Annotated in this window: 16 protein-coding genes; 9 read left to right on the forward strand and 7 right to left on the reverse strand. The window is 50.1% G+C overall.

Annotated features, from left to right (window positions below):
* Positions 1 to 65: 65 nt before the first annotated feature.
* Both AC52PS_RS09340 and AC52PS_RS09345 read left to right on the forward strand, forming a co-directional pair.
* The gene (locus tag AC52PS_RS09340; protein ID WP_495562793.1) at positions 66 to 524 is read left to right on the forward strand and encodes a hypothetical protein; all 459 of its coding nucleotides are present in this window, start codon (positions 66 to 68) and stop codon (positions 522 to 524) included.
* Positions 511 to 1,221, forward strand: coding sequence for a late competence development ComFB family protein (locus tag AC52PS_RS09345; RefSeq protein ID WP_495562794.1), 711 nt, complete (start codon positions 511 to 513; stop codon positions 1,219 to 1,221). The genes AC52PS_RS09340 and AC52PS_RS09345 overlap by 14 nt, the downstream gene beginning before the upstream one ends.
* A gap of 142 nt (positions 1,222 to 1,363) precedes the next feature.
* Here AC52PS_RS09345 and AC52PS_RS09350 read toward each other — a convergent pair whose 3' ends face one another.
* From AC52PS_RS09350 to AC52PS_RS09360, 3 genes are read right to left on the reverse strand one after another with little or no spacing between them, the layout of a single operon-like run.
* On the reverse strand, positions 1,364 to 1,654 hold the full coding sequence (locus AC52PS_RS09350; protein WP_495562795.1) for a DUF503 domain-containing protein: 291 nt from the start codon (positions 1,652 to 1,654) through the stop codon (positions 1,364 to 1,366).
* A 3-nt stretch (positions 1,655 to 1,657) separates the two neighbouring features.
* Positions 1,658 to 3,037, reverse strand: a complete 1,380-nt coding sequence (locus AC52PS_RS09355) for an ion transporter (RefSeq protein WP_495562796.1) — start codon at positions 3,035 to 3,037, stop codon at positions 1,658 to 1,660.
* A gap of 8 nt (positions 3,038 to 3,045) precedes the next feature.
* The gene (locus AC52PS_RS09360; RefSeq protein WP_495562797.1) at positions 3,046 to 3,972 is read right to left on the reverse strand and encodes a hypothetical protein; all 927 of its coding nucleotides are present in this window, start codon (positions 3,970 to 3,972) and stop codon (positions 3,046 to 3,048) included.
* A gap of 104 nt (positions 3,973 to 4,076) precedes the next feature.
* On the opposite strand from AC52PS_RS09360, the gene AC52PS_RS09365 reads away from it, so the two are divergent.
* The 4 genes from AC52PS_RS09365 (at position 4,077) to mutL (ending at position 15,105) form a co-directional block, all read left to right on the forward strand.
* Complete coding sequence (locus tag AC52PS_RS09365; RefSeq protein WP_495562798.1) at positions 4,077 to 9,326, forward strand: hypothetical protein; 5,250 nt, start codon at positions 4,077 to 4,079, stop codon at positions 9,324 to 9,326.
* 151 nt (positions 9,327 to 9,477) lie between these two features.
* Positions 9,478 to 10,863: a hypothetical protein gene (locus AC52PS_RS09370; protein WP_495562799.1), complete on the forward strand. Its 1,386-nt coding sequence runs from the start codon at positions 9,478 to 9,480 to the stop codon at positions 10,861 to 10,863.
* Positions 10,864 to 10,875: 12 nt separating this feature from the next.
* The gene (locus tag AC52PS_RS09375; protein ID WP_495562800.1) at positions 10,876 to 13,212 is read left to right on the forward strand and encodes a FecR family protein; all 2,337 of its coding nucleotides are present in this window, start codon (positions 10,876 to 10,878) and stop codon (positions 13,210 to 13,212) included.
* An 18-nt stretch (positions 13,213 to 13,230) separates the two neighbouring features.
* Complete coding sequence (gene mutL, locus AC52PS_RS09380; protein WP_495562801.1) at positions 13,231 to 15,105, forward strand: DNA mismatch repair endonuclease MutL; 1,875 nt, start codon at positions 13,231 to 13,233, stop codon at positions 15,103 to 15,105.
* A 142-nt stretch (positions 15,106 to 15,247) separates the two neighbouring features.
* On the opposite strand, the gene AC52PS_RS09385 is transcribed toward mutL, so the two are convergent.
* Positions 15,248 to 17,167, reverse strand: coding sequence for a tetratricopeptide repeat protein (locus tag AC52PS_RS09385; RefSeq protein ID WP_495562802.1), 1,920 nt, complete (start codon positions 17,165 to 17,167; stop codon positions 15,248 to 15,250).
* A 55-nt stretch (positions 17,168 to 17,222) separates the two neighbouring features.
* Positions 17,223 to 17,885, reverse strand: a complete 663-nt coding sequence (locus AC52PS_RS09390; protein ID WP_495562803.1) for a hypothetical protein — start codon at positions 17,883 to 17,885, stop codon at positions 17,223 to 17,225.
* A gap of 163 nt (positions 17,886 to 18,048) precedes the next feature.
* On the opposite strand from AC52PS_RS09390, the gene AC52PS_RS09395 reads away from it, so the two are divergent.
* Genes AC52PS_RS09395 through AC52PS_RS09405 form a run of 3 tightly spaced genes read left to right on the forward strand, consistent with a single transcriptional unit; the run spans position 18,049 to position 21,128 of the window.
* Positions 18,049 to 19,407 (forward strand): tetratricopeptide repeat protein, encoded by a 1,359-nt coding sequence (locus AC52PS_RS09395; protein ID WP_495562804.1) that lies wholly within the window; start codon positions 18,049 to 18,051, stop codon positions 19,405 to 19,407.
* 46 nt (positions 19,408 to 19,453) lie between these two features.
* Positions 19,454 to 20,212: a metallophosphoesterase gene (locus AC52PS_RS09400; RefSeq protein WP_495562805.1), complete on the forward strand. Its 759-nt coding sequence runs from the start codon at positions 19,454 to 19,456 to the stop codon at positions 20,210 to 20,212.
* A complete protein-coding gene (locus tag AC52PS_RS09405; protein ID WP_495562806.1) occupies positions 20,205 to 21,128 on the forward strand; it encodes a transcriptional regulator in 924 nt (307 codons plus the stop codon). The genes AC52PS_RS09400 and AC52PS_RS09405 overlap by 8 nt, the downstream gene beginning before the upstream one ends.
* 107 nt (positions 21,129 to 21,235) lie before the next feature.
* Here AC52PS_RS09405 and AC52PS_RS09410 read toward each other — a convergent pair whose 3' ends face one another.
* Together AC52PS_RS09410 and rpsU are read right to left on the reverse strand one after the other, a co-directional pair.
* A complete protein-coding gene (locus AC52PS_RS09410; protein ID WP_495562807.1) occupies positions 21,236 to 22,021 on the reverse strand; it encodes a hypothetical protein in 786 nt (261 codons plus the stop codon).
* Between the two features lie 3 nt (positions 22,022 to 22,024).
* Positions 22,025 to 22,234, reverse strand: coding sequence for a 30S ribosomal protein S21 (rpsU, locus tag AC52PS_RS09415; protein ID WP_041402484.1), 210 nt, complete (start codon positions 22,232 to 22,234; stop codon positions 22,025 to 22,027).
* Positions 22,235 to 22,249: the final 15 nt, after the last annotated feature.

Raw genomic sequence — 22,249 nt, forward strand, 5'->3', positions numbered from 1 at the left:
TTTCCCGGAAAAAGTGTTTATACTGTAGTCAGGATTGATATTTAAAACCCTGTTAGAGAGCATGCATGTCACAAGAAGCAGTTTTGGAAGAACGAAAACGGAGAGTGGAAATCCTTTTAAAGGAGCTCCATTACGATATTGTGGACGGAGAGGAACTGGAACAAGCCTATTCCGCAACCATTCAGGGGGAAGACGGTTTTATGGCCGCCTACTTCATAGACCCCCAGAATAGATTTCTTGAGTTCAGCTTTGTATTCAGCTTCCCCCCGGATTTCCACGATTTTATCCGGGACAGAATGGATGAGATGTTGCAAATTTGCTACGAATTCGGTTCATACGTTAATATAATAAACAACAGGGAAGAAATCGCATTCAGCGTTTTTTCCAAAATATATTACGCGGGTTTGAATTACTACGCATTGAAGGAAACATTGCGGGATTTCAACGGCGTTGTAAAGAATCTAACAGAGCTCTTGGATATCCGGATGGAGATCCAGAAGGGAGAGGAATATGGAGATTCATAATCTCATGGAGGACAAGGTTCTGAACATACTCAATGAGATCTGCGATGATGAGGAGCAGAGCAACGAATACAGCTACTGCACCACAGCTCAATGCAGAATGGACGCGGCATGCTTCGTACTCAACCGCATACCCCAACGCTATGTCAGCTCCGGGCGGGGATTTGCGCATATAGAGAGCGACATACAGGACGATCCACAAATTCAGATTGATATCGTAACCCTGGTGCATGAGGGATTACGCAGAGTCACAACCATTCAGCGCAGTTTCTATACGGGGAAAAACCCTGAAAATGAAACAATCGACGAGGGACTCTATTTCCAGTTTCCCATGATTAAAGGCCGACTCTTCAATGCCCTGAATTTCGCACCTATTGTGGATGTGGATGTGGCGTTCCGTTGCGACGGCGAAGAAGTTCCCATGGTGGATACCCGCTGGCAGAATCCCTACAGAATCGTCAGCAACACTCCGGGCACATACCTTTTCTGGCCCAAACCAATTAAAGCCGATAACGAAGGGGATGAAAAAGATTTTGTGTTCGAATTACGGATTAACGATGAAAAGTATGAACCCTTTGTTCATTCATTCTCCCTTCATCTAGTCGCCGAAAAGGTGAAACCGATAAAAGGAATGAAGTCCATGCGGGATTTTAATCTCCAGGATCTGTTCCTTATTCCCCGGGGAGATGAAATTCGATAATCACATTTTTTGATCTCCGGGGCGTGGATGCTGGCGCCCCGGAATTCTCTTAGGAATGCCGCGCGCCTTAACAGCTTAGCGGAAAACTTGCCCGCACCGAAACAGACTGCCCCACCCCATAAAATTTCACCACTTCAACAACTTACTGATAGTTCTCGGAATATATTGAAGTATCGTGCACTCTGCCGTCAAACTCATCTTCACAGAAGTTCAGGATTTTATTCATCAGCCCTTCTCCGTAGCGGCGGCTGTTGGATACCACCGCAACACCCAGCTGGGCGAAACTCAGACTGTCATGGAGATCAACTTCGGCAGCGCTCACCTTGTACTTTCTAATAATGCGCTGCTTCAGTGAATTTATGCGCTGCCGCTTCTCTTTAATGGATGTAACCCCCGGCATTTCCAGGATCACTTGGAGCATAGATACGATCATGCCCTATTTATCCTTTGAATCATCCTCTATGTCAAATTCCATATCATCATCCAGATCGGGAATATCCGGCAGGTCATCGGCATCAAATTCATCCGCAGATTGGCTGGAAAAGTCTTCCAGGCTAAGTTCCCCCAGCCCCTCCTCGTCGGGCAGTGAAAGGTCCGGTTCTTCCAAGTCCGGAGATTGGGATTCCTCAAGGTTTAAATTCATGCCGCTGTCGGGGAATTCATCACCCGGCAAAGGAGCGGAAGACTCCTGCTCTCCGGGTTCGAAATCTGCAAAATCCGCCAGGGAAATATCCAGAAGAGAGGAGCTTTCATCCAGCCGCTCTCTATCCTTCATGGGCAGATAATGATGATTATAGAGCTGGGCAAGGCGGTAGATTTCATCATTCTCGAACTGTCCGGGAATTCTAACCTGAAGATTATAGGATGGTTCATCAAATCCTCTGCGCATAATGTGAATCGGATCTGATACAGTTAGGGCGAAATGGGGGCTGTATACAAACATCAGCATGAGAACCAGAGCTACAATTATGCTAAAGTAGCGGAGATTGATAAGGGCGTTATCCACGTTTAAATGGCTGATATCAATAAATAGGCCGGTATCTCCCTGGGATATATACCCGTAGTCCCCGGCTGACCATTGTTCAGCATATAGCTCGTTGGAATAGCGGCTATAACGGGTATGGCCATCGTCCTTTATCATAAGCAGCAGGGGCAGTGATTCTGCATACTCCTTCAGCGCTGCGCTGTTTCCCGTTTCGGTGAGTTCCCGGGATTCCAGGTAATCTCCAACCGACCCCGTAGTCTCCCGGTAGAGAACTTCCACGTTTCCCGTGGTAACAAAACTTTCAACCACCGCAAATAGCAGGAGAGTGAATACCAGTGTGGAAACAACCATGGTGGAAATTCTGGCGATATGCCTCTGGGTCATGTTGGAATCGGTGTTCTTGATCCGCCGGAAAATCTTCAGGACCCTGAGCAGCCTAAGAACCCTGGCCACCCGGATTGCCTTCACAACCTTAAGAATATTCAGGATGCTGCCAAAGGCAAGTACCGCGCCGGTACCGGTTATGAGGGCGAACAATTGGGGCCCCGAATTAAACAGTAAAAGGGGAATGGATGCGAGAAAATCAATCCAGCCCCGGTCTTCAAGGAAGTAGCGACGGAATTCCTTCCGGGATCCGGCATACAGACTTCTGGTCAGAAATTCAACGGTGAACAGCAGGTCGAAAACAAAACCGCTGATAACCAGAATATTTCTGAGCCGTGCATTCCAGCCGCTTATAACGGCAAAGTCCTCCAGAAACGTCTGGATGAGAACAAGAATTATCGCTACAAGTATGAAGTTTTCCAAGAATCGTGCCAGTCTGCTTTGCATTCTTCCTCCTACCAGCCATTCTCGGCGGCAATCATATACATTTCATCCAACATTTTGATATCGAATCCGTAAAACTTATAATTCCTTCTTGCAATACTGAGCCAGCTCTTGTCGGGGGTATCGGCTCCGCGGTCCACCTTCATGTCAGGGGTGTAGTTTTTGGCCCGTGCGCTGAGAATGGCGCCGATGCGGGATGTGGTTTCAAGCTGGGGATTTTCCAGAAAAGAAACGTTGGTGTTTACCGCACTTGAAAGTACCTGGGGAGGCAGCAGAGTCAGCTCCCCTTTCAGAATCTCCATGAGGTTTTTCGCGTATCCAGTACTAATGAGACCGCTGCGGGGGTCAAGAATGTCACCCTCACCGGCATTCCCAAGGGCGTATCCGGCGGCCTGTAGAAGAATGGTCACTTCAACGAAGGACTTTATCTCTTCCTTACTCATTTTCAAACGCTGAACCTTCGTCAATTCGAAATGGATGTGCCTGCGCATCCGGAACGCTTCATTGACATATCGGGCAGGGAAATCATAATGAAGGGCGGTATAGCATCCTGCGAAATTCCGCCTGAAATCCGGCTTTCCCAGACCGTTATTCAGGAAGCGCAAAATCTGATCCTGAATGCTGCTGGGTCTGCTTTGCTGCTGCCGGAGAAACTGAACGAAGGAAAAATCAATTTTCTGAACAATACCCTTCAGAGCGGGAAGCATCCGCTCATTGGTAAGTTGTCTCAGATTCGCAAGCAGCAACGTTTGTATCTGATCCAGAGGCAGACCGGGGAAAAATGACGGAGACATGAGTGTGGGGCCCAGCTGCCGGATGTTGCTTTGCAAGAACTGTACAACCTGTTCCTCTTTTTGAAGTGGTGTATACTGTTTCAGGGCCGGGTTTGCCAGTAACCTGTGGACAAACGCCCCTGCTTTCTGCTGATGTTGATTCATAGGCCTTCCAAAATTGGGGTTATAATGAACGCTCCATAAACTATAATACAACGGGGATGAAACTGAACACAAGCTTGAAACCACATTGCAAAACAGTCCGAACAGTGAGTTTGCAGGTATCTGTGCTGCTCCTTGTATTCCTCCTCTATTCTAATGGAATCACGGCCCAGAATGCCAATACAACCCTGCCTTCATTGGGAACCGACGGAGAGCTCATGTATCCCGAAGAGGCACCCACCGCTCTTTTCGAATATGATATAGAGGATAGATCGGTTGAATTTTTTCTATTGGGAACCTGGGAGGCCAAGCTGGGCTTTGCCGCAGGCATGGGATGGATTCCCGACGGCACCGGCGGGTACACAACTCAGTCAATCCTTCCCCGGGCGCTGGTCTCTACGCCGCTGACCAATACGGTTGATCTGGTCCTCTCTTTGTGGATAGAGCAAAGATTCTTTTTCGAAAGCAGCTTCCGCAGCGGATTCCGGGATAACAGCATTTTGGCAGGATATTACGGTGAGGGGATCCTGCGGGAACTCAAACTGGGTAACACGGATATCGGTATCGGGGACTACCCAATGCTGCCCCTTGGAGATGGTCCGGCCGGTAGTCCCGGGGTCTCGGTGGTTTTGGCTGATGTTCTGGGTTCCCGGTCCCGGAGAATTGAGGGGAGCCTTCACGAACTCATGCTCCGTTATGAAACCAGTACCCTCGTTGAACGTCATTTTCAGGGAAACCGGGAGTTTATCCAGGAAGATTACGGCATCCATGAAGCCCTGAGTTCCAGCCTCTTTCTGCTACCCCACAGTACAGTTGAGAATCTCAGCGTACTCATCCAGTCCGAAGCGGGTCAATCCGGACAATACATAGACAGCCGCAGCGGCGAAGCATACCGCAGGCTGGAGGCCGGAAGAGAGTACGGTCTCCGGGACGACATTCCTCTGCTGAGTTTCAGTCCGTCGTTGCTGGATGAAGAAGAGCCCGATGGATCCGGGCGGATGCCCAAAATACTCGTTCGTTACCGGGGAAACGGTTCGTATCCTGAGGAGGACTTTTTCTCCGGCGATATCCATGTGAGCCGTCTCTATGGGGCGGATCCGGGGATCTCAAGAGAGGAGGTGACGTTCAGCCTCCAGCCGGGGGCAGACTTTCATGAATATGTGGTGAAGCCCCTGGATGCATTGAGCGGAGGAAGTTCCGAGAGCAACATAGATCTGGAGGATTTCACGGTGACGCTGAACGGCGACACATACCTGGTTCTTCATGACCCCTTAATTTTTTCCCCTTTTTCCGTCCGGTCCAGATATGCTTCCTTCGCCTCCCCCTCTTCAGTTCAACTCATTGGTCCGGACTCCCGCAGCAATGCTGTACCCTTCCAGACCATCCAGGCGGATTCATCGGCGGATGTTGAAATTCTCCCCGCCGAAAGCCCGGATCTTTCGGATGAGCCAAGCCCGGATCTCCCGGATGAGCCGTGGCGTATCCGTTATCCCCTGCTTACCCTCAGCGACGATCCTGCTTTTCTGGAGACCGTGGGAAACGCCTACGGTCCTCTCAGTCCCGAAGCGGCCGAATTGCCGGATACTCAAGCCCGGGGCATCCGTGGATACCGACTGCGATTTCTCAGCGAACAGGGGGAGGGACTGCGTATCGACCAGGAGATTGTGCCGGGAACTCTCCAGGTGTACCGTAACGGAGTGCTTGAAGAATCGGCCTATCTGGAGGAGGGGGTGGTGATTCTTCCGGATGAAATCGCCTCCAACGATGCCATTCAACTGCGATACAGGATTCCCGATCCCTCAGGTGTCAGCGGAAGTCTCAGCTTCGCCGCCGGCCAGAAAGTGTTTCTTCCCGGGGATCAGTTGTGGACGGTATCAGCAGGGGGGAGCGTGGTTCTCCCCTCCCGAACCGACCCGGATTCCGGGAGTGAAGATGCACTTGAAGGTTCACAGGATTCCCCGGCTCAAGACGCTCCGGACAGCGGCGACAGCGATTCGGACGGAGATGGAGACGGGAATGGAGAGGCCCGGTTGGCCGATGTTCACCCGGAATTTTACAGCAATTTGCCCGGAACTCCCGGGTACATTCAACTGGGCAGCAGCTACAGTTACCAAAACGATTTGATCGAAATCTCAGTCCAAGGCGCTTTGGGAATTTATTCAGGGGGCAGCGGAGATCCTTTGTTTTCCCCGGGGGATACGAATGGCCGTCTGGATGTACAGCTGAGCCCGCTCACCCTTGTGCCCTCGGCTCCTCCGGACATGCCGGCTTCCTCTGAGACTCCTCCATATAACAACCAGCTTCAAAACCTGGACGTACCCCAGCTTCCGGGTTTAAGCGGATTGGAGTTCACCCATGAAACCCGGGGAAGGCTCTTTTTTAGAAATTACCGCTCCTCGCTCCGGGGAATTCTGCTCACAAAGGCACAGGCCGAGAGCGGAGGTATGCCGGGCCGGGTCGACGGGGTGAGCGGTCCCTACCCCGTTTTGGCGTCAGAAGCCGATTCGGACGCCGCTGCCGTGGAGGGGGTTGTCTCCATACTGGAATTTGATCTGGATGCCGGTTCATGGGTGGGCTATCAGGCCAGGGGGAGCAGCAGCGGAACCATGCAAATACCTGAGGGCTTCGCCGTCGAGGTGCTCCCCGACTCGCTGGAGCCCCAGTCCGGTGAGCTGCACGTATTTCTCCAGCTGGGAGCGATTTCAGAAGACAGCGACGCTGATAGAACCTTGGATATCCAACCCGACCCCAACGCTACGGGCTATGAGTTTAACGGCTGGGACGGTGATCTTACTGCAGGTTACCCCGGAGAGGCTTACAACAGCGGCTACACGGGAACCGGAGAAGATTTAAATTCCAACGGGAGACTTGATGCCCGGGTATCTCCCGCCATGACGAGCCTCTATCTGGGAAGCATAACCGGGAGCGATCAGGGAAGCTGGAAGACTCTCGAAGGCGATTTCACCGAGCAACAACGAAATGTTCTGCTGAATCATCCGGATGTACGGGAAAATCTGAGAGTTGTGGTGTATTCCTCCCAGGATGCCCAGGGGGTGCTGCAGTTCGGCGGACATAGGTACACCCACATCCCCGTGCTGCTTCAGGGAAGCATCACCCACGCAGGGGGAGACGTGGATAATCCCGGCGGTACAGCGCCTCAGTCTTCGCTACAGATTCAACGGTATCGCTACAGCTCATCTGACAATGGAACCATACGCTTCCCTCTGGGAGGTATTCCCCAGGGACTCTATTCACGGATACTCCTACCCGTATTTGTCCAATCATCCTCAGCCCTGCCGGAATTTCAGATCAGGGTAAATTCTTTTTCTGCCGGGTTCCTCACTATTCCCACAGGGGAAACCTGGTACCAAATTGCCATCGACTGGAAACGCTCCAGTCTGCTTCTTATAGATAGCGAAGGGGGGATACTGAGTGAATCGCCGCTCCCCCCGGCCCTTGAAGAGAGTGGCCCGCTAAACAGCCTGTCTCTCAGCTTCACCCCAGCCGGGCCGGGCGAACTGTATATCCAGAAGCCCTATTTCACCGGCCTGGATATCCAGCCGGGTGCGGGACTTCAAACCAGCGTGAATCTGAGCCCCGGGCTGAGAACTCATAGCTCCCCCTGGCTGTCCTTCGCTCTGGAGAGAGTTGAATTTCGGGGGAACGCCTACAGCAGGAATTACCGCAATGGAAACGGCAGCTACGGAGGCATTACCCTCCGGGGAAGAGTTCCCATGTTTGCAGCTGAAATATCCGGCGAACTCTCCACCCCCGACTATGAGCGGAAATCCATAGATCTTGAGTTCGGTCATGCCCTGGAGTTTGACCCCATTCAGGGGCTGCTTATCTCAAATTCGTTCAGCAGAAATTTTACCCCGGGAGTGATCATTCCCGATGAGAGCAGTCGCAGAATCAGTCAGGACCTTTCCCTTTCCGCGGAACCTGCAGACCTTCTCAGCACGTCGTTAGGCTACAGTTTTGCCCTTGATTCCCTCTCATTGGACCGGAGTTGGGACTTTAGCGGAGAGCTGACCCCCGGCGAACTCACCCGGATGAGTATGGGCCTGGGACTTGCCGTCTCCGAAGACAATTCCCGCCGCGCTGCTTTATTTTACGAAGATTCTCCCCAGGGATACGCAAATCAATATGTCCGCAGTCTCGGGCAAATTGACTGGACTGAAACTCCTCAGGATTTCTACCGGCGAAAGTTGAACATGGAAACCTCAGGAGGTATATCCGGGGAAAATTTGAATCTTGAACTGGATGGATTGTACCGCAGCGAGATGACCATTGCCGGGGATACCCGTTTTTCAACAGGGATTGAACAGCGCCAGAGCCTTAGTTTTACCGTTCTGGAGGGGATCCAGATCAGTCTTTCACAGCGAAGCAGAGCATCGGTAGTGAGCTCCCGGGAAGCCGGAAGTCTGGGCGAGCAGCTTGATGCCTCATACGCCCAGCTCGCTGACGCCCCGCTTATGTGGCTGCCTCTTGGAATCGCAGGGATATTTGATCCCGCTCTGGGAGAGAAGTTCAGTACTCAGTTTCTGGAAGTATCAGTATTCCAGCCTCTGCGCAGCTCGGAACTGGATTATCTGTTCGAAACCGGATTCAGCAGGGTCCCGGATTCGGGAATCTCCGGACTCCTGCTGCCTGTGGGGGCGGATATTTCCCTGAGCAGGAAAATCGCCTGGCAGGACGCTCTGGTGCGGGATCTGCGCTTTGTATCCGGGGGAATTGACTGGCAGGCCCTCAACGTGTTCGGCAAACAAGGGAGAACCCCCGTGTTTTCCTTTTATGACAGCGATGACTACTTCTACACCATTGAAATGGGAATGAATATGAACCGACGCGAAATTTGGCGGGGAGCATTCACCTCCCAAAGCATATTGTATTTCCCGGGCACCCTGGATGCACTGGAGCTGAATGGTGATGCGGAATACTGGAACCGGGGCCCGGTTGCCTCCCACTTCTCCCTGGAAGCCGGGCTGTCATGGGTTTCGGAACTGAATCCCGGAGGTTCCCTGAACAGCTTCCTTCAGCGGCATGGTTCTGAAGAACAGCCCGGAAACCTGAGCATCCGGCACCGGGAGGGCATAGAAATCTCTTTCAGCAGTGCACCGGAAACACGAACAGTCCTATCAGATGATTGGGAGATTCCTCCGGACTGGCTCCAACCTGCAACCGGGGCCACTGAAGTCCTGGTTTCCCACAGCTCAAGCCTTCGCTTCTCCAGTATCGGAAGCCTGACCCTCGCCGTAAAGGGTGCATATGAAAACGAGCTCTTGGAGGAAATAAATTACCAAAAATCTCATAAAATCGGGATACAGATTGATGCAATCCTGGAGCTTTCTTATTAAACTTGGATTGGTAATATTCACATCTTGTTATGTGGAAAAGCTGAGATATATTATTATCTACTACATATTGTTCAAAGACAGGTTTTACATTGGAATCTGTGTTAATAGGGTATTGCTGAACATCAGTGCTGAAGGTTTTTAGGAGGAATCAATGAAACTGGCCCGTCCTTTCGTTTTTGCAGCGGCATTGCTTATACTTATGAGTTTACCCGCCAGGGTATTGGCTCAGGAAGATGGAGAAGATAGTTCAGACTTTGGATTCGGAATGGATCTCGGTCTTGGAACCACGGTAATTGAAGATCCGCTCACCGGTGAAGCGGAAAGCTGGCAGAGCCTCAGCCTGCGGCCGGACCTGTCATTTGGTAAATTCGGTATAGGCCTGGCAATCGACCTGAATTTCGCATTCTCCGATGATGAAGGAAACCCAGGTTTCCGGGTACGGGAGGAAGACTGGGTTCCCAGTGAACAATACAGTTTTCTTGAGCTGTATTTGCCAATATTCCGTTATGTCAGATACGGCATGAAGGGAGATCCTCTCTTTGCAAAGATTGGTTCAATCGACGATTTCCTGCTGGGGAACGGCTTTATTATCGCCAATTACTCTAACACCCTCTTTCTTCCGGAACAAAGGATCAGCGGACTTTCATTTGACCTGGACGGAAACCTCTTCGATTTTCCCTATATCGGTCTGGAAACGGTTGTGGGGAATCTCTCTCAATGGGATATTCTGGGTGCACGGCTCTACACCCGGCCCATATACTGGAGCGGTGTTCCCATTATCAAAGAACTTCAGCTGGGTTTCACATTTATCGGCGACCGAAAGCCCCTTTACTTTGAGCGGAAAAATCCCGATACATCGAACTTCGCCGGATTCTTTGATGAAGAACAGTCAGTTTTTATTTGGGGTACGGACCTCAGGCTTCCAATATTATCCAAAGATGCCATCAGCCTGGCTGCGTTCTCCGATCTGGTCTTTCAAAATGAAAGCACAGGAGGCATGATCGGTTTCGGAGGTAAGCTGGTGAATCTGATCACCTACGGAGCCCAGATCCGTTTCCTGGGACAGAACTTCATTCCCACCTACTTCGATTCAAGCTATGATTTGTACCGGGGTGAAAAATGGTTCATCTATAATTCCGATACAGAGATTATCCCTGCTTACACCGGCTGGTTCACCACCCTGGGAATTGAAGCCCTTGAAAGCCAGATTGTTTTTAATGCCAACCTGGAAGGATCTTTTGGCAATCCAGATAACAACGAACAGCTGCGGCCCACCCTCACCGGTGTTCTCAGCTTAAGTGATGAGCTGCTTGGGGGATTCAGCGTGGATGCCAGGTATCAGAAAAAATACATCAGCGATTTTGCAGATCTGATTTCCCCTGAAAATGCCGTAATCGGTGCTACTATTGGATATAACACCGGGCCTGCCACCATCAGCATGATTTACGACCTGAAATATGATCCGACGGTGGATGAAGGCGAAGATAACTGGAAGGTTACCACCAAACTGGAAACGAGCATTTCGCTCTTTAACTAATTGGGAGGAAGTATGATGTTACGAAGAATACATGCAGTACTCTTATTTCTGCTGCTGCCGGGTATTATGCTGGCGGCACAGGAACAGGATGTATATGCTGAATTAATTTACTATGATTTCGGTACCGATGTGGAAATTGTCATTCCCGAAGATGACGGTACCGAGTTTCCCTACTCCGAATTGGAAGGGAATTTGGATATCGGTATGCGGCTTCCTGTAGGATCCACCATCAACACCAACAACGGTGCGGTGGAAATCCAGCTGGTGCCAAACAGCTCGGTAATGAAACTGACTCCAAATACGGAGTTTGTAATCAGGGATCTTTCTCCCAGCAGAAACAGCGGCAATAATGACTTTCAGGTTGCTGCCGGCCGTGTGCGTACCGTGGCATCCCGGCTCAGCGGAAATGCCCAAATGCGCATTCGCTCCGGCTCGGCACTTGCAGGTGTACGGGGAACCGACTTTAGCTTCGATGCCGATAGCGGCAAGCTTTTCGTAACCGAAGGTCTTGTGGATTTTGCCAAGACTACCGGCGAAGGTTTTTCAGATGTAGGTGAGACCGTCCAGTTGGCCGGCGGACAGTTCGCCGATGTCTTTGCCGATGTATTTGAAGCAGCGAATTTCAGTGCCGAGCAGTTCGCCGAACAATTCGGTGATCAGCTTGACTTCAGCGATCCCCAGATTCTGGAACAGGTTCAACAGGATCCTGTTGAGGAAGAAGGACAGGAAGAGGGTGAAGAAGAAGCTGAAGAAGATGGTGAAGAGGAAGAAGAAGAGTCTTCTGAAGAGCAAACAGCTGAAGACGAAACAACCGACGGAACCGGGGATGCCACTGCGGCCGATACCGCTCCCGAGACCGATACTCCTTCCGAGGATACAGAAAGCGATGAAGATATTGCAGATCTGGACCAGGGCGGCGAAGACGATCTGGTAATGAAGGCTCTGGGATATCTGGGCATGGAAATTGGTTCCATTACCATAGACGGCAAGACCTACAGCAAGGTGGTGTTCCAGCCGGAATTCACTTTGGGTAAATTGCACACCCAGCTCTACCTTCCCATTATTTACACCTCGAATTTCACCGATCCTGACGATTGGTACCGCCCCAAAGGAAACGATGAATGGTCGTTCGGAACCGATCAGGAAGAAACTCTCGATATGATTTCCGACGCTGCCACGGACCTGATTCTAAAGTTCAAGTTTATTGAATGGGGAGATCTCAGAGATGACTTCTTCTTCCAGATTGGGAATGTTGAAAGTATGACTCTGGGCCACGGTATTCTGATCCGTGAGTATGCAAATGACGCAGACTTTCCTGCAATCCGGCGGATCGGCTTAAACCTTGGCCTGGGCTTCGGCAAGATGCACATCCAAACCCTGGTCAATGACCTGTCGGATCCATATCTCTACGGTATTCGCACCCAGTTCGGACGCAACGGCGGTATGGGTATTTCATTCGCCGCAGATCTGAACCCCTTCGAAGCGTATGAAGGTGTTGAAGATCCAAATCAGCTTCAAAGAGATGTACTGGAAAGCAAGCCCGCATTCCTGAATGCCGCAGTGGATTTCGATATACCAATCATGGAAAATGATGTGTTCGGTCTGGTATTGTTCGCAGACGGGGCAACTTTCTTCCCGTATCTGAACAACAGTCTGAGCTCCGGAGGCAGTACTCTCAAATCCGGAATCCAGACTCAGGCAGTATTCACCGGAGATGGACTGAAAAACTACGGTATTGAAGCAGGGGTTTTCGGAAATATCCTCTTTGTGGATTACCGGCTCCAGTATCAGTACTATGAAGGTGCGTTTAAGCCCGGCTTCTACAGCCAGCCGTACGACCGTATCCGGGGCGACAGGGCGGGAGAAGTAATAGACTACCTGCTGAACCCCGATGCAGAAAGATATAATTCCTATACCATGGGAATTTTCGGCAGCGGAGCAATGGATCTTGCCAACACGGGACTGAGTCTTGAACTGGGTTATCTCTGGCCATGGACGCTCAATAAGGAGACCAGAGAAATCAGCACCGATGCGGATGACTATTTCGAGTTGGGCTTCTCAGCCGATAAGGAAGCATTATCCTTCCTTCCCTGGGAGATGGAATTCGGTCTTGAATACAGCCGGCTTCGATTCCGGGATGTGTTCATGGAAGAGCGAAACGCGCGGCTCTTCGATGAATCAGCCATCTTAAAGGGCGAAGGGGTTGTAGCTATTGTTCCAGGAATTAATATCGCTCTCACAGTGAGCACCAACGTGCTCCGGGACGAAAACGGTAACATCCGCTATGATGATGACGGAAAAGCGCTCATCGGACCGTCCATTGGTCTGGAAACGCGCATAGGAAACTGATAAGATTATTTTCATCATATGAAAACAACACAATCATCCCGGAGAATATCCATTCTCCGGGATTCAGTAGCCCGTAAAATTGCGGCCGGCGAGGTAATCGACCGGCCGTTTTCTGTACTCAGAGAACTGGTGGACAACGCCATCGACGCCCAGGCAGGAAGTATCGATGTGTACATCGAGAAGGGAGGGATCTCCCTGTTGGAAGTTTCCGATGACGGTTGGGGGATGTCCGGGGAGGATATTCAGCTCTGCTGGCTTAGCCATGCTACAAGCAAGATCAGCCACGAAGACGACCTCTTACACGTCCACAGTCTGGGTTTCCGGGGGGAAGCCCTCTCGAGTATTGCCGCGGTTTCCCGTCTGGAGATTGTAAGCCGAAACGAAGAGATGGACGGGGCTGCCAAGGTTTCCATTGAAGGCGGCGGAGAACCCCGGTATGGCAAAGTTCCCGGACGCAGAGGTACACGGGTATCCGTACGGGATCTGTTTTACAATCTTCCTGCCCGACGAAAGTTTATGAAATCTTCCCGAAGCGAAGCCCTTTTATGTAGAAATGCATTTCTGGAAAAAGCCCTTCCCCATCCAGAACGATCGTTCAAACTCTTTGCCGATGGCAAACCCCGGCTCCTTTTACCCCAAACCGGGAAAACCCGGTATATCCCCCGGATCAGCGCCTCATACCCGGAACAATGCCCCTCGGAACTTCTCCAGCAAATTCATGGCAGCGGTGATGGATTCACCCTCGATATCGTGATCGGTATTCCTCCCCTCTTTCGGCAGGACAGAAAATACATTCAGGTCTATTGCAACCGCAGGAGAATTAACGATTTCTCCCTAATTCACGCCGTCGAATATGCCTTCGACTCCATTCTTCCCGGCGGGAATCATCCTGTGGCGTTTGTGTTTCTTGAGATTGATCCGGAGCTGGTGGATTTCAATATTCATCCCGCCAAACGGGAGGTGCGGTTCTCCAGGCCGGAGATCATACACCGCCGGATTCGGGAACTGATAGAGGAATTTATCGGATTCCAGATCCGGAATAAACCCCAGAACTTACGCACACCCAACGATCTACCCCAGCACTCACCGGATCTCCCCTTAACCGGCGGCGAACCGGAAAACGTCCGCTCTGCAAACAGCCTGCATGATGAACCCCGGCAGTCCACTCTGCATCCTGCACCGGGAGTTGTCCGGGACAGGGCCTTCGAGTACCACAGCAGCTTTGATGAGCGTCGACTCCGAAATGATGTTCCTCCGTTCCGTCCCGCCGATCCCCCGGGTGCACCGGAGGCCGGGAGCGCGGGAGATTGGATTCAGGAAGAAAGCTCCGGGGCAAATGAGGGAACAATGCCCGCTTACCGGTATCTGGGGCAAATATTCTCCGTGTTTCTCCTGGTTGAGATGGAACACACCTTATACATCATCGATATGCACGCCGCCCACGAACGGATACTTTACGACAAATTCAGGAGTTCATCCGCCGTTGAGCGTCTTCTGATTCCCTTCACCGTGGAAAATGACGACCCGGCACTTGCAGAGCGGATGAGCCATCAGGCCGATAAGCTCCAAAACCTGGGCTTCGATATCCGCCTGAAAGGCAGTGAAAACTCCCTGGAAATCCACGCCATCCCATCGGCACTGAAAGGGAAAGAACAGCTTCTGAGGTCCACACTCAGGGAAATCGAGCGGGATTCCCGGGATCTGGAGCTATCACTCTATGAAAAGATGGCCTGCAGAACGGCGGTAAAGGACGGGGATGTGCTGGACGGCAATACGGCGAAATCCATTATTGAAGCAAGCTGGCGTTTACCTGAAAAACGATGTCCCCACGGCAGACCCATATGGTTCACCCTGAGCAAGGAAGAGCTGTTTCAAATAGTTGGAAGAACCTGACTCCCTCATCCCCCGGCGGCCGCTCCCCCAATCTCCAGCAGGCAGCTCGTATGGGGCCCATAAAGGCCGGCACCTCATAGAGCGCTTAGAGACCCGGCCGCACATAAAGGGCCCATAAAGGCCGGCAACCGCCGGCCTGGAGTCACAGAGAGTTCAACAGATTTCGTGCCTTCTCAGCCTGGCTGCTGTCCCCCGCCCGCTCCACAAGTTGCTGTAGAATCCTGCCGGCTTCCTCCTTGTTATCCAGAGCAATGAGCACTTCGCCGAGCCTTATATATGCATCCCAGTAGCTGCTGTCCAGATTAATGGCGGTTTTCAGACTGCTCTCGGCTTCCCCATAGGCTTCCATTTTGATCAAGGTAAGTGCAAGGTTGTATCGAAGAAGGGCTGAATTAGGTTCGGCCTGAATTGCCGTAGCTGAATGGGTCAAGCTGTCTTCATACAGAGTTTTCAGTCTGTATACCGTTGCAAGATTGTTATTCACATCCGCCCGGGATGAGTCAATTTTTGCCGCATCCAGGAGCACCTGTAATGCCTCATCGTATTCTTCATTTTGAATATGAATATCCGCCAACTCAATACGGGGTTTGATATACCCCGAACGCTGGCGAATCGCCGCCTGGAAATATTGAGAAGCCTGATCCAGGCTGCCCAACTCTTTTACGGCAAGCCCCAGAGTATAATTATATTCGGGCACAGATGAATCCATTTTTACCGCTTCGGCCGCGTACGGAAGGGCTTCGTCTGCACGGTTCAAGTCCAGAAGCACTGCAGCATTGTTATAGTGGTTTTGCGCCCTGCCGGGTTCAAGTTCAACGGCATTGGTAAAAAACTCGAGAGCCTCAGTGAGCCGTCCAAGTTCGTAATAACTCCGTGCCACTGCACGGTTGTTTCTGGCGGAATCATCATACTCCAGAGCCTGCTGAAGATTGGTCAACGCATCTTCGGCATTACCCTTATCCAGCAAAAGTTCGCCTATGCGGTTATAGGCACTTGCATAATCGCTCTTTACGGCCACTGCTTTCCGATAGTTTTGTATGGCCAGGTCAGGCTGATCCAGCCGCTCCAGAGATAGTCCTAGGTTAAAGAAGGCCTTTTCATTGCTGGAGTCCAGGAATACGCACGCCTCGTAGCTTTGACGGGCATCTGAGTAACGCCGTGCATCAAACTGGGCGTTCCCCAATGCATAAAAAATATCCGCGTTGGTGCTGTTCAGATCGGCGGCGGTGCTCAGTTCGCGAATTGCTTTATCGAACTGTCTGGTTTCGTTAAAAATCCGGCCCAGAGTATAGTACGGTTCCCAAAGCCTGGGATCCCGGTCGATAGACTGTTCGGAAAAGCTGATCGCTTTGGAAAGGTTGTCGTTGTTCTGGATATCTTCTTCCACAAATGTTTCGGCCATACGGGCAAAGGCAAGAGCTGAATCTTCGTCGATATCCATGGCCTGGTTTATTTTGCCTCTGGCATTCACGAACTGATCATCCTGCTGAAGGCGCCGGGCTTCATCAAGCAGTTCCTGTATCTGCCGCTCCCTGGCAGCCTCTTCTTCACTGAGTGCTGCCAAACGCTCTTCTTCAGCTCTCCTCCTGGCTTCTTCCGCTTCCCTTCGCCGCTGCTCTTCGGCTTCCCGCTGAGCGGCAAGCTGTTTCTCCAGCTCGAGTTCAGCCTCCCTTCTCCGAGCCTCCGCTTCAGCTTCACGTGCGGCGGCTTCCCGTGCTCTGGCCTCGGCTTCGGCTCGGTCTGCACCGTTGTCAGTGGTATTTTCCGGCTGACGTTCTGCCTGACGGGATGTTTCAGCTGCCTGGCGCTTTTTATCCAGGGCTTCATCTCTCAGTGCCACAGCCTCTGGATCATCAGGATTCTCAATCAGTAAATTTTCAAGCAAATCCAATGCCCGGTCGTACTCTTCCTGCTCAATATAATCCGCGGCCAGTGCAAGCGTGTTGAGCCGGGCCTGATCATCTCCGTCATTCAGTAGAAGAACTGCCCCTGTACCCACAATGCCAAGCAGTGCCACAATCCCTAATGATATAAATAGTGCCTTTTTCGTTCTGCTATCCATTACCCTTCCCCTGTTTACAAAAATTCTTACCTTTTAACAGAAATCTCCCCATGCGCTAATCCGCACGTTCAAAATCTTCTTCGTCTTCTTCTATCTCTTCCGTACCTGCGCCCAGAGTCTTTGCCTCGGACCCCGCCTCATTCAGATTTCCGAGAATATCGTTCAGAAGCGCTTGTCTTCGCGCTTCCTCTTCGGCTGCCTTTCGCTCTGCCTCAAGAGCTTCCAGTCGTGCCCGCTCTTCCTCCAATTCCGCAAGACGCTGCTCCTCAAGTTTCCGGGCTTCCTCAGATGCCAGTTCCTCTTGTATTGCGTTGATCATCTGCCTCACCCTTGGTGCCAGATTATGCTGAGGATCCAGCTGGAGGAACTGTTCGTAGTCAGACTTGGCATTTACAAGTTCCCATTCTCTGAGATAACTGTTCCCCCGGTTCAGATATGCGTTGCTGAAGCTTCCCCGGCTGCTGATTGCCAGACTAAACTGTTCGATGGCGGATGAGGGGTCCTCTTTTTGAAGATACAGATTGCCCATATTATAATAAAAGACGTGTCGTTTATCCCTGGCGTACCCCAGTCCGTTTTGTAGGGTGGTAATACCCTGATCATACAGACCCAACTGTGCGTAACTGTGAGCAAGATATAGAAAGGTGTCTGGTTCGGTATTGCCCTGAGCAATGACCGTTTCGAAAATGGCTGCCGCATCCCGGGGCTGATTGTTCATAAACGCGTCAATCCCGGATTCAAGCAGATTACCTTCCTGACCCGCCGCTGCTGTGGGTAATATGATGAGAAAAACTATCAGGAGTAGAATGCCTATTTGACAAGGCTTCAAGTATTCATTTATTCTTAATCTAGAATTCATACTACAGGTTGTTAAAACACACATGATTATTATACCCCTTGCGGTTTTGGGAATCTTCATCGTCATCGCCGCTATTATCATCGTCAGAATCTTCTTTCGCCCAAAGAGGGTGAAAAATATTTCCCAGCTTTACAAGCAGGGAAAATACTCCCAAGCCACCCGCATGGCAAAACAGATCCTCGCGAAAGATAACCGTAACGCAGACGCCCACTATTTTCTCGGCCTCTGTTACGAAGCAGAAGGAAAATCTGAACTTGCACTGATGGAACTGAAAACGGTGAACCAGCTGAGCAAGTTTGATGAATTTATCAATGAACTTGAGTTCAGGAAGAAAATAGCCGAATTGTTCCTGAAATTCAATCAAAGTGAAGAAGCTTTGAAAGAGTATCTCCTGCTGGTAAAGAAGGACGAAAATAATGCGGAGTATTATTTCCTGATCGGGAGTCTCTTTGAACAACGTAACCGTCCGGACAAAGCGGTTAACTATTATAAAAAAGCCATTAATCTTGATGAACGGCATGCGGGTAGCCATGCCCATCTTGGAAGCCTGCTCTACCGTGCGAAAAGATTCTCCGATGCCCGGGGGTATCTTGAACGGTCGGTAAAGCTTGATCCGGAAAATACCCAGGGAAGTTATTTTCTCGGAAAGATATTCAAGGATAATAATGATTTTCACACTGCTCTGAATTATCTTGAACGGGCGTCCAAAGATCCTGATCTGAAGGTAAAAAGTCTCGCAGAACGTGGAGCCTGTTATATCAATATGGGTGATGTGGATCGGGCCCAGGCCGAACTCCGCAGAGCAATAAAAATTGCAAAAAACCCCCGTTCACATGAAGTCTTATATGCCAGGTATCTGCTGGCTTACATTCTGGAAAAAGAGCGGAAGATCGAAGAGGCCATAGAACATTGGGAAGAGATCTACAAAGTGAAAGAAGACTTCCGGGATGTGGCGGAAAAGCTCGCAAATTATCAGGATCTGCGTACCGATGACACCATTAAGGATTTTCTCATTGCCGGTCAGGAAGAATTCCTTGAAATGTGCAAAAAAGCTGCGGGGAGCATGAGTTTTGTTGTACATGAAATAACCCCTATCAATGGGGGGTGTCAGATATTAGCCAGCGAGAATATAGATAAAAAGTGGCGGAATCAACGTAAACAGCCCAGACTGATCCACTTTCTCAGGGTGACCGACCCCATCGATGAAGGTACAATCCGGAGCTTCAACGACACTATGAGGGAACAGAACTTTCCCCGGGGTATCATGCTGACAAGCTCAACCTTTTCAAAGATGGCTCAAAATTTTGCTGAAAGCCGTCCAATTGAGTTATTCGATAAGGAAAAACTTCAGAAAATTTTGAAAACCGCACTCAGCTCCTGATGCATCCGATAGGTAATTTTTCAGGAGCATATCTATTTGGAAGAATATGAATTTCGAGAAAAAGCATCAGTCCAGAGCCGGCAAAAAAATGAAAATCCTCTGTGTGGCGGATCATATTGATCCCCTGGTTTACTCGGTAAATGCAAAAGAACGCTTCAAAGATGTCCATCTCATTCTGGCAGCCGGGGACTTGAGTATGAATTACTTAGGATTCATTGCAAGTACGCTGAACCGTCCGGTATGTTTTGTATTCGGCAATCATAACCTGAAACACCTTGAGCTGTTCAAACGGCCTCAGCATTTTCTCCGCGATGGCATTAAAGAGAACTTTCACACTGTGAATTTTTTCGGATCCACCTACATCGGTGACAAGCACCATCGGCATAGAGGTCTTCTGATCGCAGGGCTGGGAGGCAGTATTCGATATAATGACGGACGGAACCAGTTTACCGACTTTCAAATGTTTTTGAAGATTCTCAAACTCGTTCCCGGACTATTATTTAATAGAATTGTTCACGGGAGATGGCTGGATATTCTTCTGACCCACAGTCCCCCATATCAGCTCAATGACCGGGATGACCCATGCCACAGGGGGTTCAAGGTGTTTAGAAATTTTATGAGGGTTTTTAAACCCGCCTATCTACTTCATGGCCATGTACATCTCTATGATCAGAATACAGAACGTAAAATCCGTTATTATCAAACACAAATCATTAATGTATACGATCATTATGTCCTGGATGTGGATATGTACGCCAGGCGAAGATTCAAGTGGAAAACACAAAGGGGGGCTGCACATGAGTAACAGCTATTTGGATATCAGCTCCAGAGAAAATTTTACCAAGGCTCGGAAAAAAGCGTTCTTCAAACGGATCATGAGTCTACTTCAGCCGAATAAATACGACCTTCTCTCCCTGGAAGAGGTGCGAAAATTACTGAGTCCCAGCAGCGAAAGCTACCAGGGGCTCAAGGCTGTTCCCATCGATCATATCGTGGGAAGCGAAGGACGATACCAGGATTTTAATAAGGAGTTTCTGCCGAAACGGGATCACCTGCGGCCCCGATGGGTGAACATCGATAAGCTCCATCTTCAAAATGTCAATCTTCCTCCCATCCAATTGTACGAAGTGGGTGGTGTATATTTTGTCCGGGATGGGAATCATCGGGTGAGTGTTGCAAGAAGCCAGGGCGTCGAGATGATTGATGCGGAAATTGTCAGTCTGGATTCAATGATTGAGATTACCCCGGATATGGGCAAACAGGAACTTCGGGAAGCAGTAATTGCGTTTGAAAAAAAGAGCTTTGAGCAGAAGACCGGCTTCTCAGGCATTGTTCCCGATTATGATCTGGATTTTACTGCCACCGGTCGTTTTAATGAGGTACTCTTCCATATTCTTGAACACAAATATTACATCAACCAGGAATTCGAAGAAGAGCTTCCATTGAGTTCAGCGGTGTTTTCCTGGTTTGAAAATGTTTATACTCCCATTCTTCAGGTTATCCGGGAATACGGTTTGCTATCCAGTTTTCCGGACAGGACGGAGGGCGACCTGTATGTCTGGATCGTGAAACACTGGCACAATCTGAAAAACAAGTATGGTCAGCATGTAAGTATTCTGGAAGCAGCCCAGGATGTGGTGAAGAACAAGGGGATGGACTGGGGTGAACGGATACGGTATTTTTTCCAGAAGATATTCAAGGGAAAGGGAGTGGGCGACTAATCGGTATTCCCCGCTCCTTCTTCCCATCATAATATGCCCGGCCGGTCTTGCCCAATAGCAGGTGCCGGATCAACTGTGCAGCTCAGTGCCCGAATGTATGGTATATTTCATGGAAGAGAGAACGGTCCTGCAAGAAACAGCATATCAACATCGGTGAACGCCCCCCAAAAATAAAACTGACGCCCAGCAGCACCTCTTTGGACAGTCTCTGCTTGTGCCGCAGACTCATTTTGACGGGAAAGCACTTCCCGAATAAACGAAACTGTATCGTAGCGTTGCATGCTGCCGTTTTCTGATAACTGAATAATTTGAAAGTATGCGTTTTGTGGGAAAGATTCAGGCTCTAATGATATGGATGCTATGCGTGACTCAATATCTTCAATCCTATTTTCAGAAGGCATATCCAGCTGTACATTCAATGTACGCCGGTTACCGGAAAAATCTTCCAGAGTTACTTCATAGATACCCGGCTGCAGACCCTGTGAACCTCCCCCGGCAAACCATGGATAAAAGAATTCTCTACGTGTCTGATCATCGGATGCTGCAAAGAATGGGGGATCGGCCTGAAAATCCTCTTCGCCGGAATTTTGAGCCGGGGAGCGTATGAGCGGGCTGTCTTCCTCAGTGAGTTCCTTTTCCCAGAAAATCCGATCCGACGTGCTTTCCAACGAAACCTGTTTTAAAATTGTGTCCCCCTGCTCCACGCTAACCTGGAGGGCTGCAAATACCACTGGTTCGGGATATGAAGGATCATACACATAGAGGGGGTATAGTGAAGCGGATCGAAGTTCCATACTTCGAGAGGAACAGGCGCTGAAGAGAAGTAGAGTCAGACTGATGAAAAAAAACGCCCGTCTCCAGTTGAAGCGGGCGATTACGTGTAAACTGCTCATGTCTTAGTAGTTTTTCATGTTCTGCAGTTTGCGCATTTTCTTCTGGATTTTTCTTTCCAGAGCTTTGCGCTTGCGGTTCTTAATTGTTGAAGGTTTTTCGTAATATTCCCGCTTTTTCCACTCACGGATAATGCCCTCTTTTTCGACCATTCTCTTAAAACGTTTGATGGTCTTCTCGAGGTTTTCACCTTCATCTACTTTAATGAACGCTATGGTAATCACCACCTT

Source organism: Salinispira sp. (assembly GCF_059431795.1).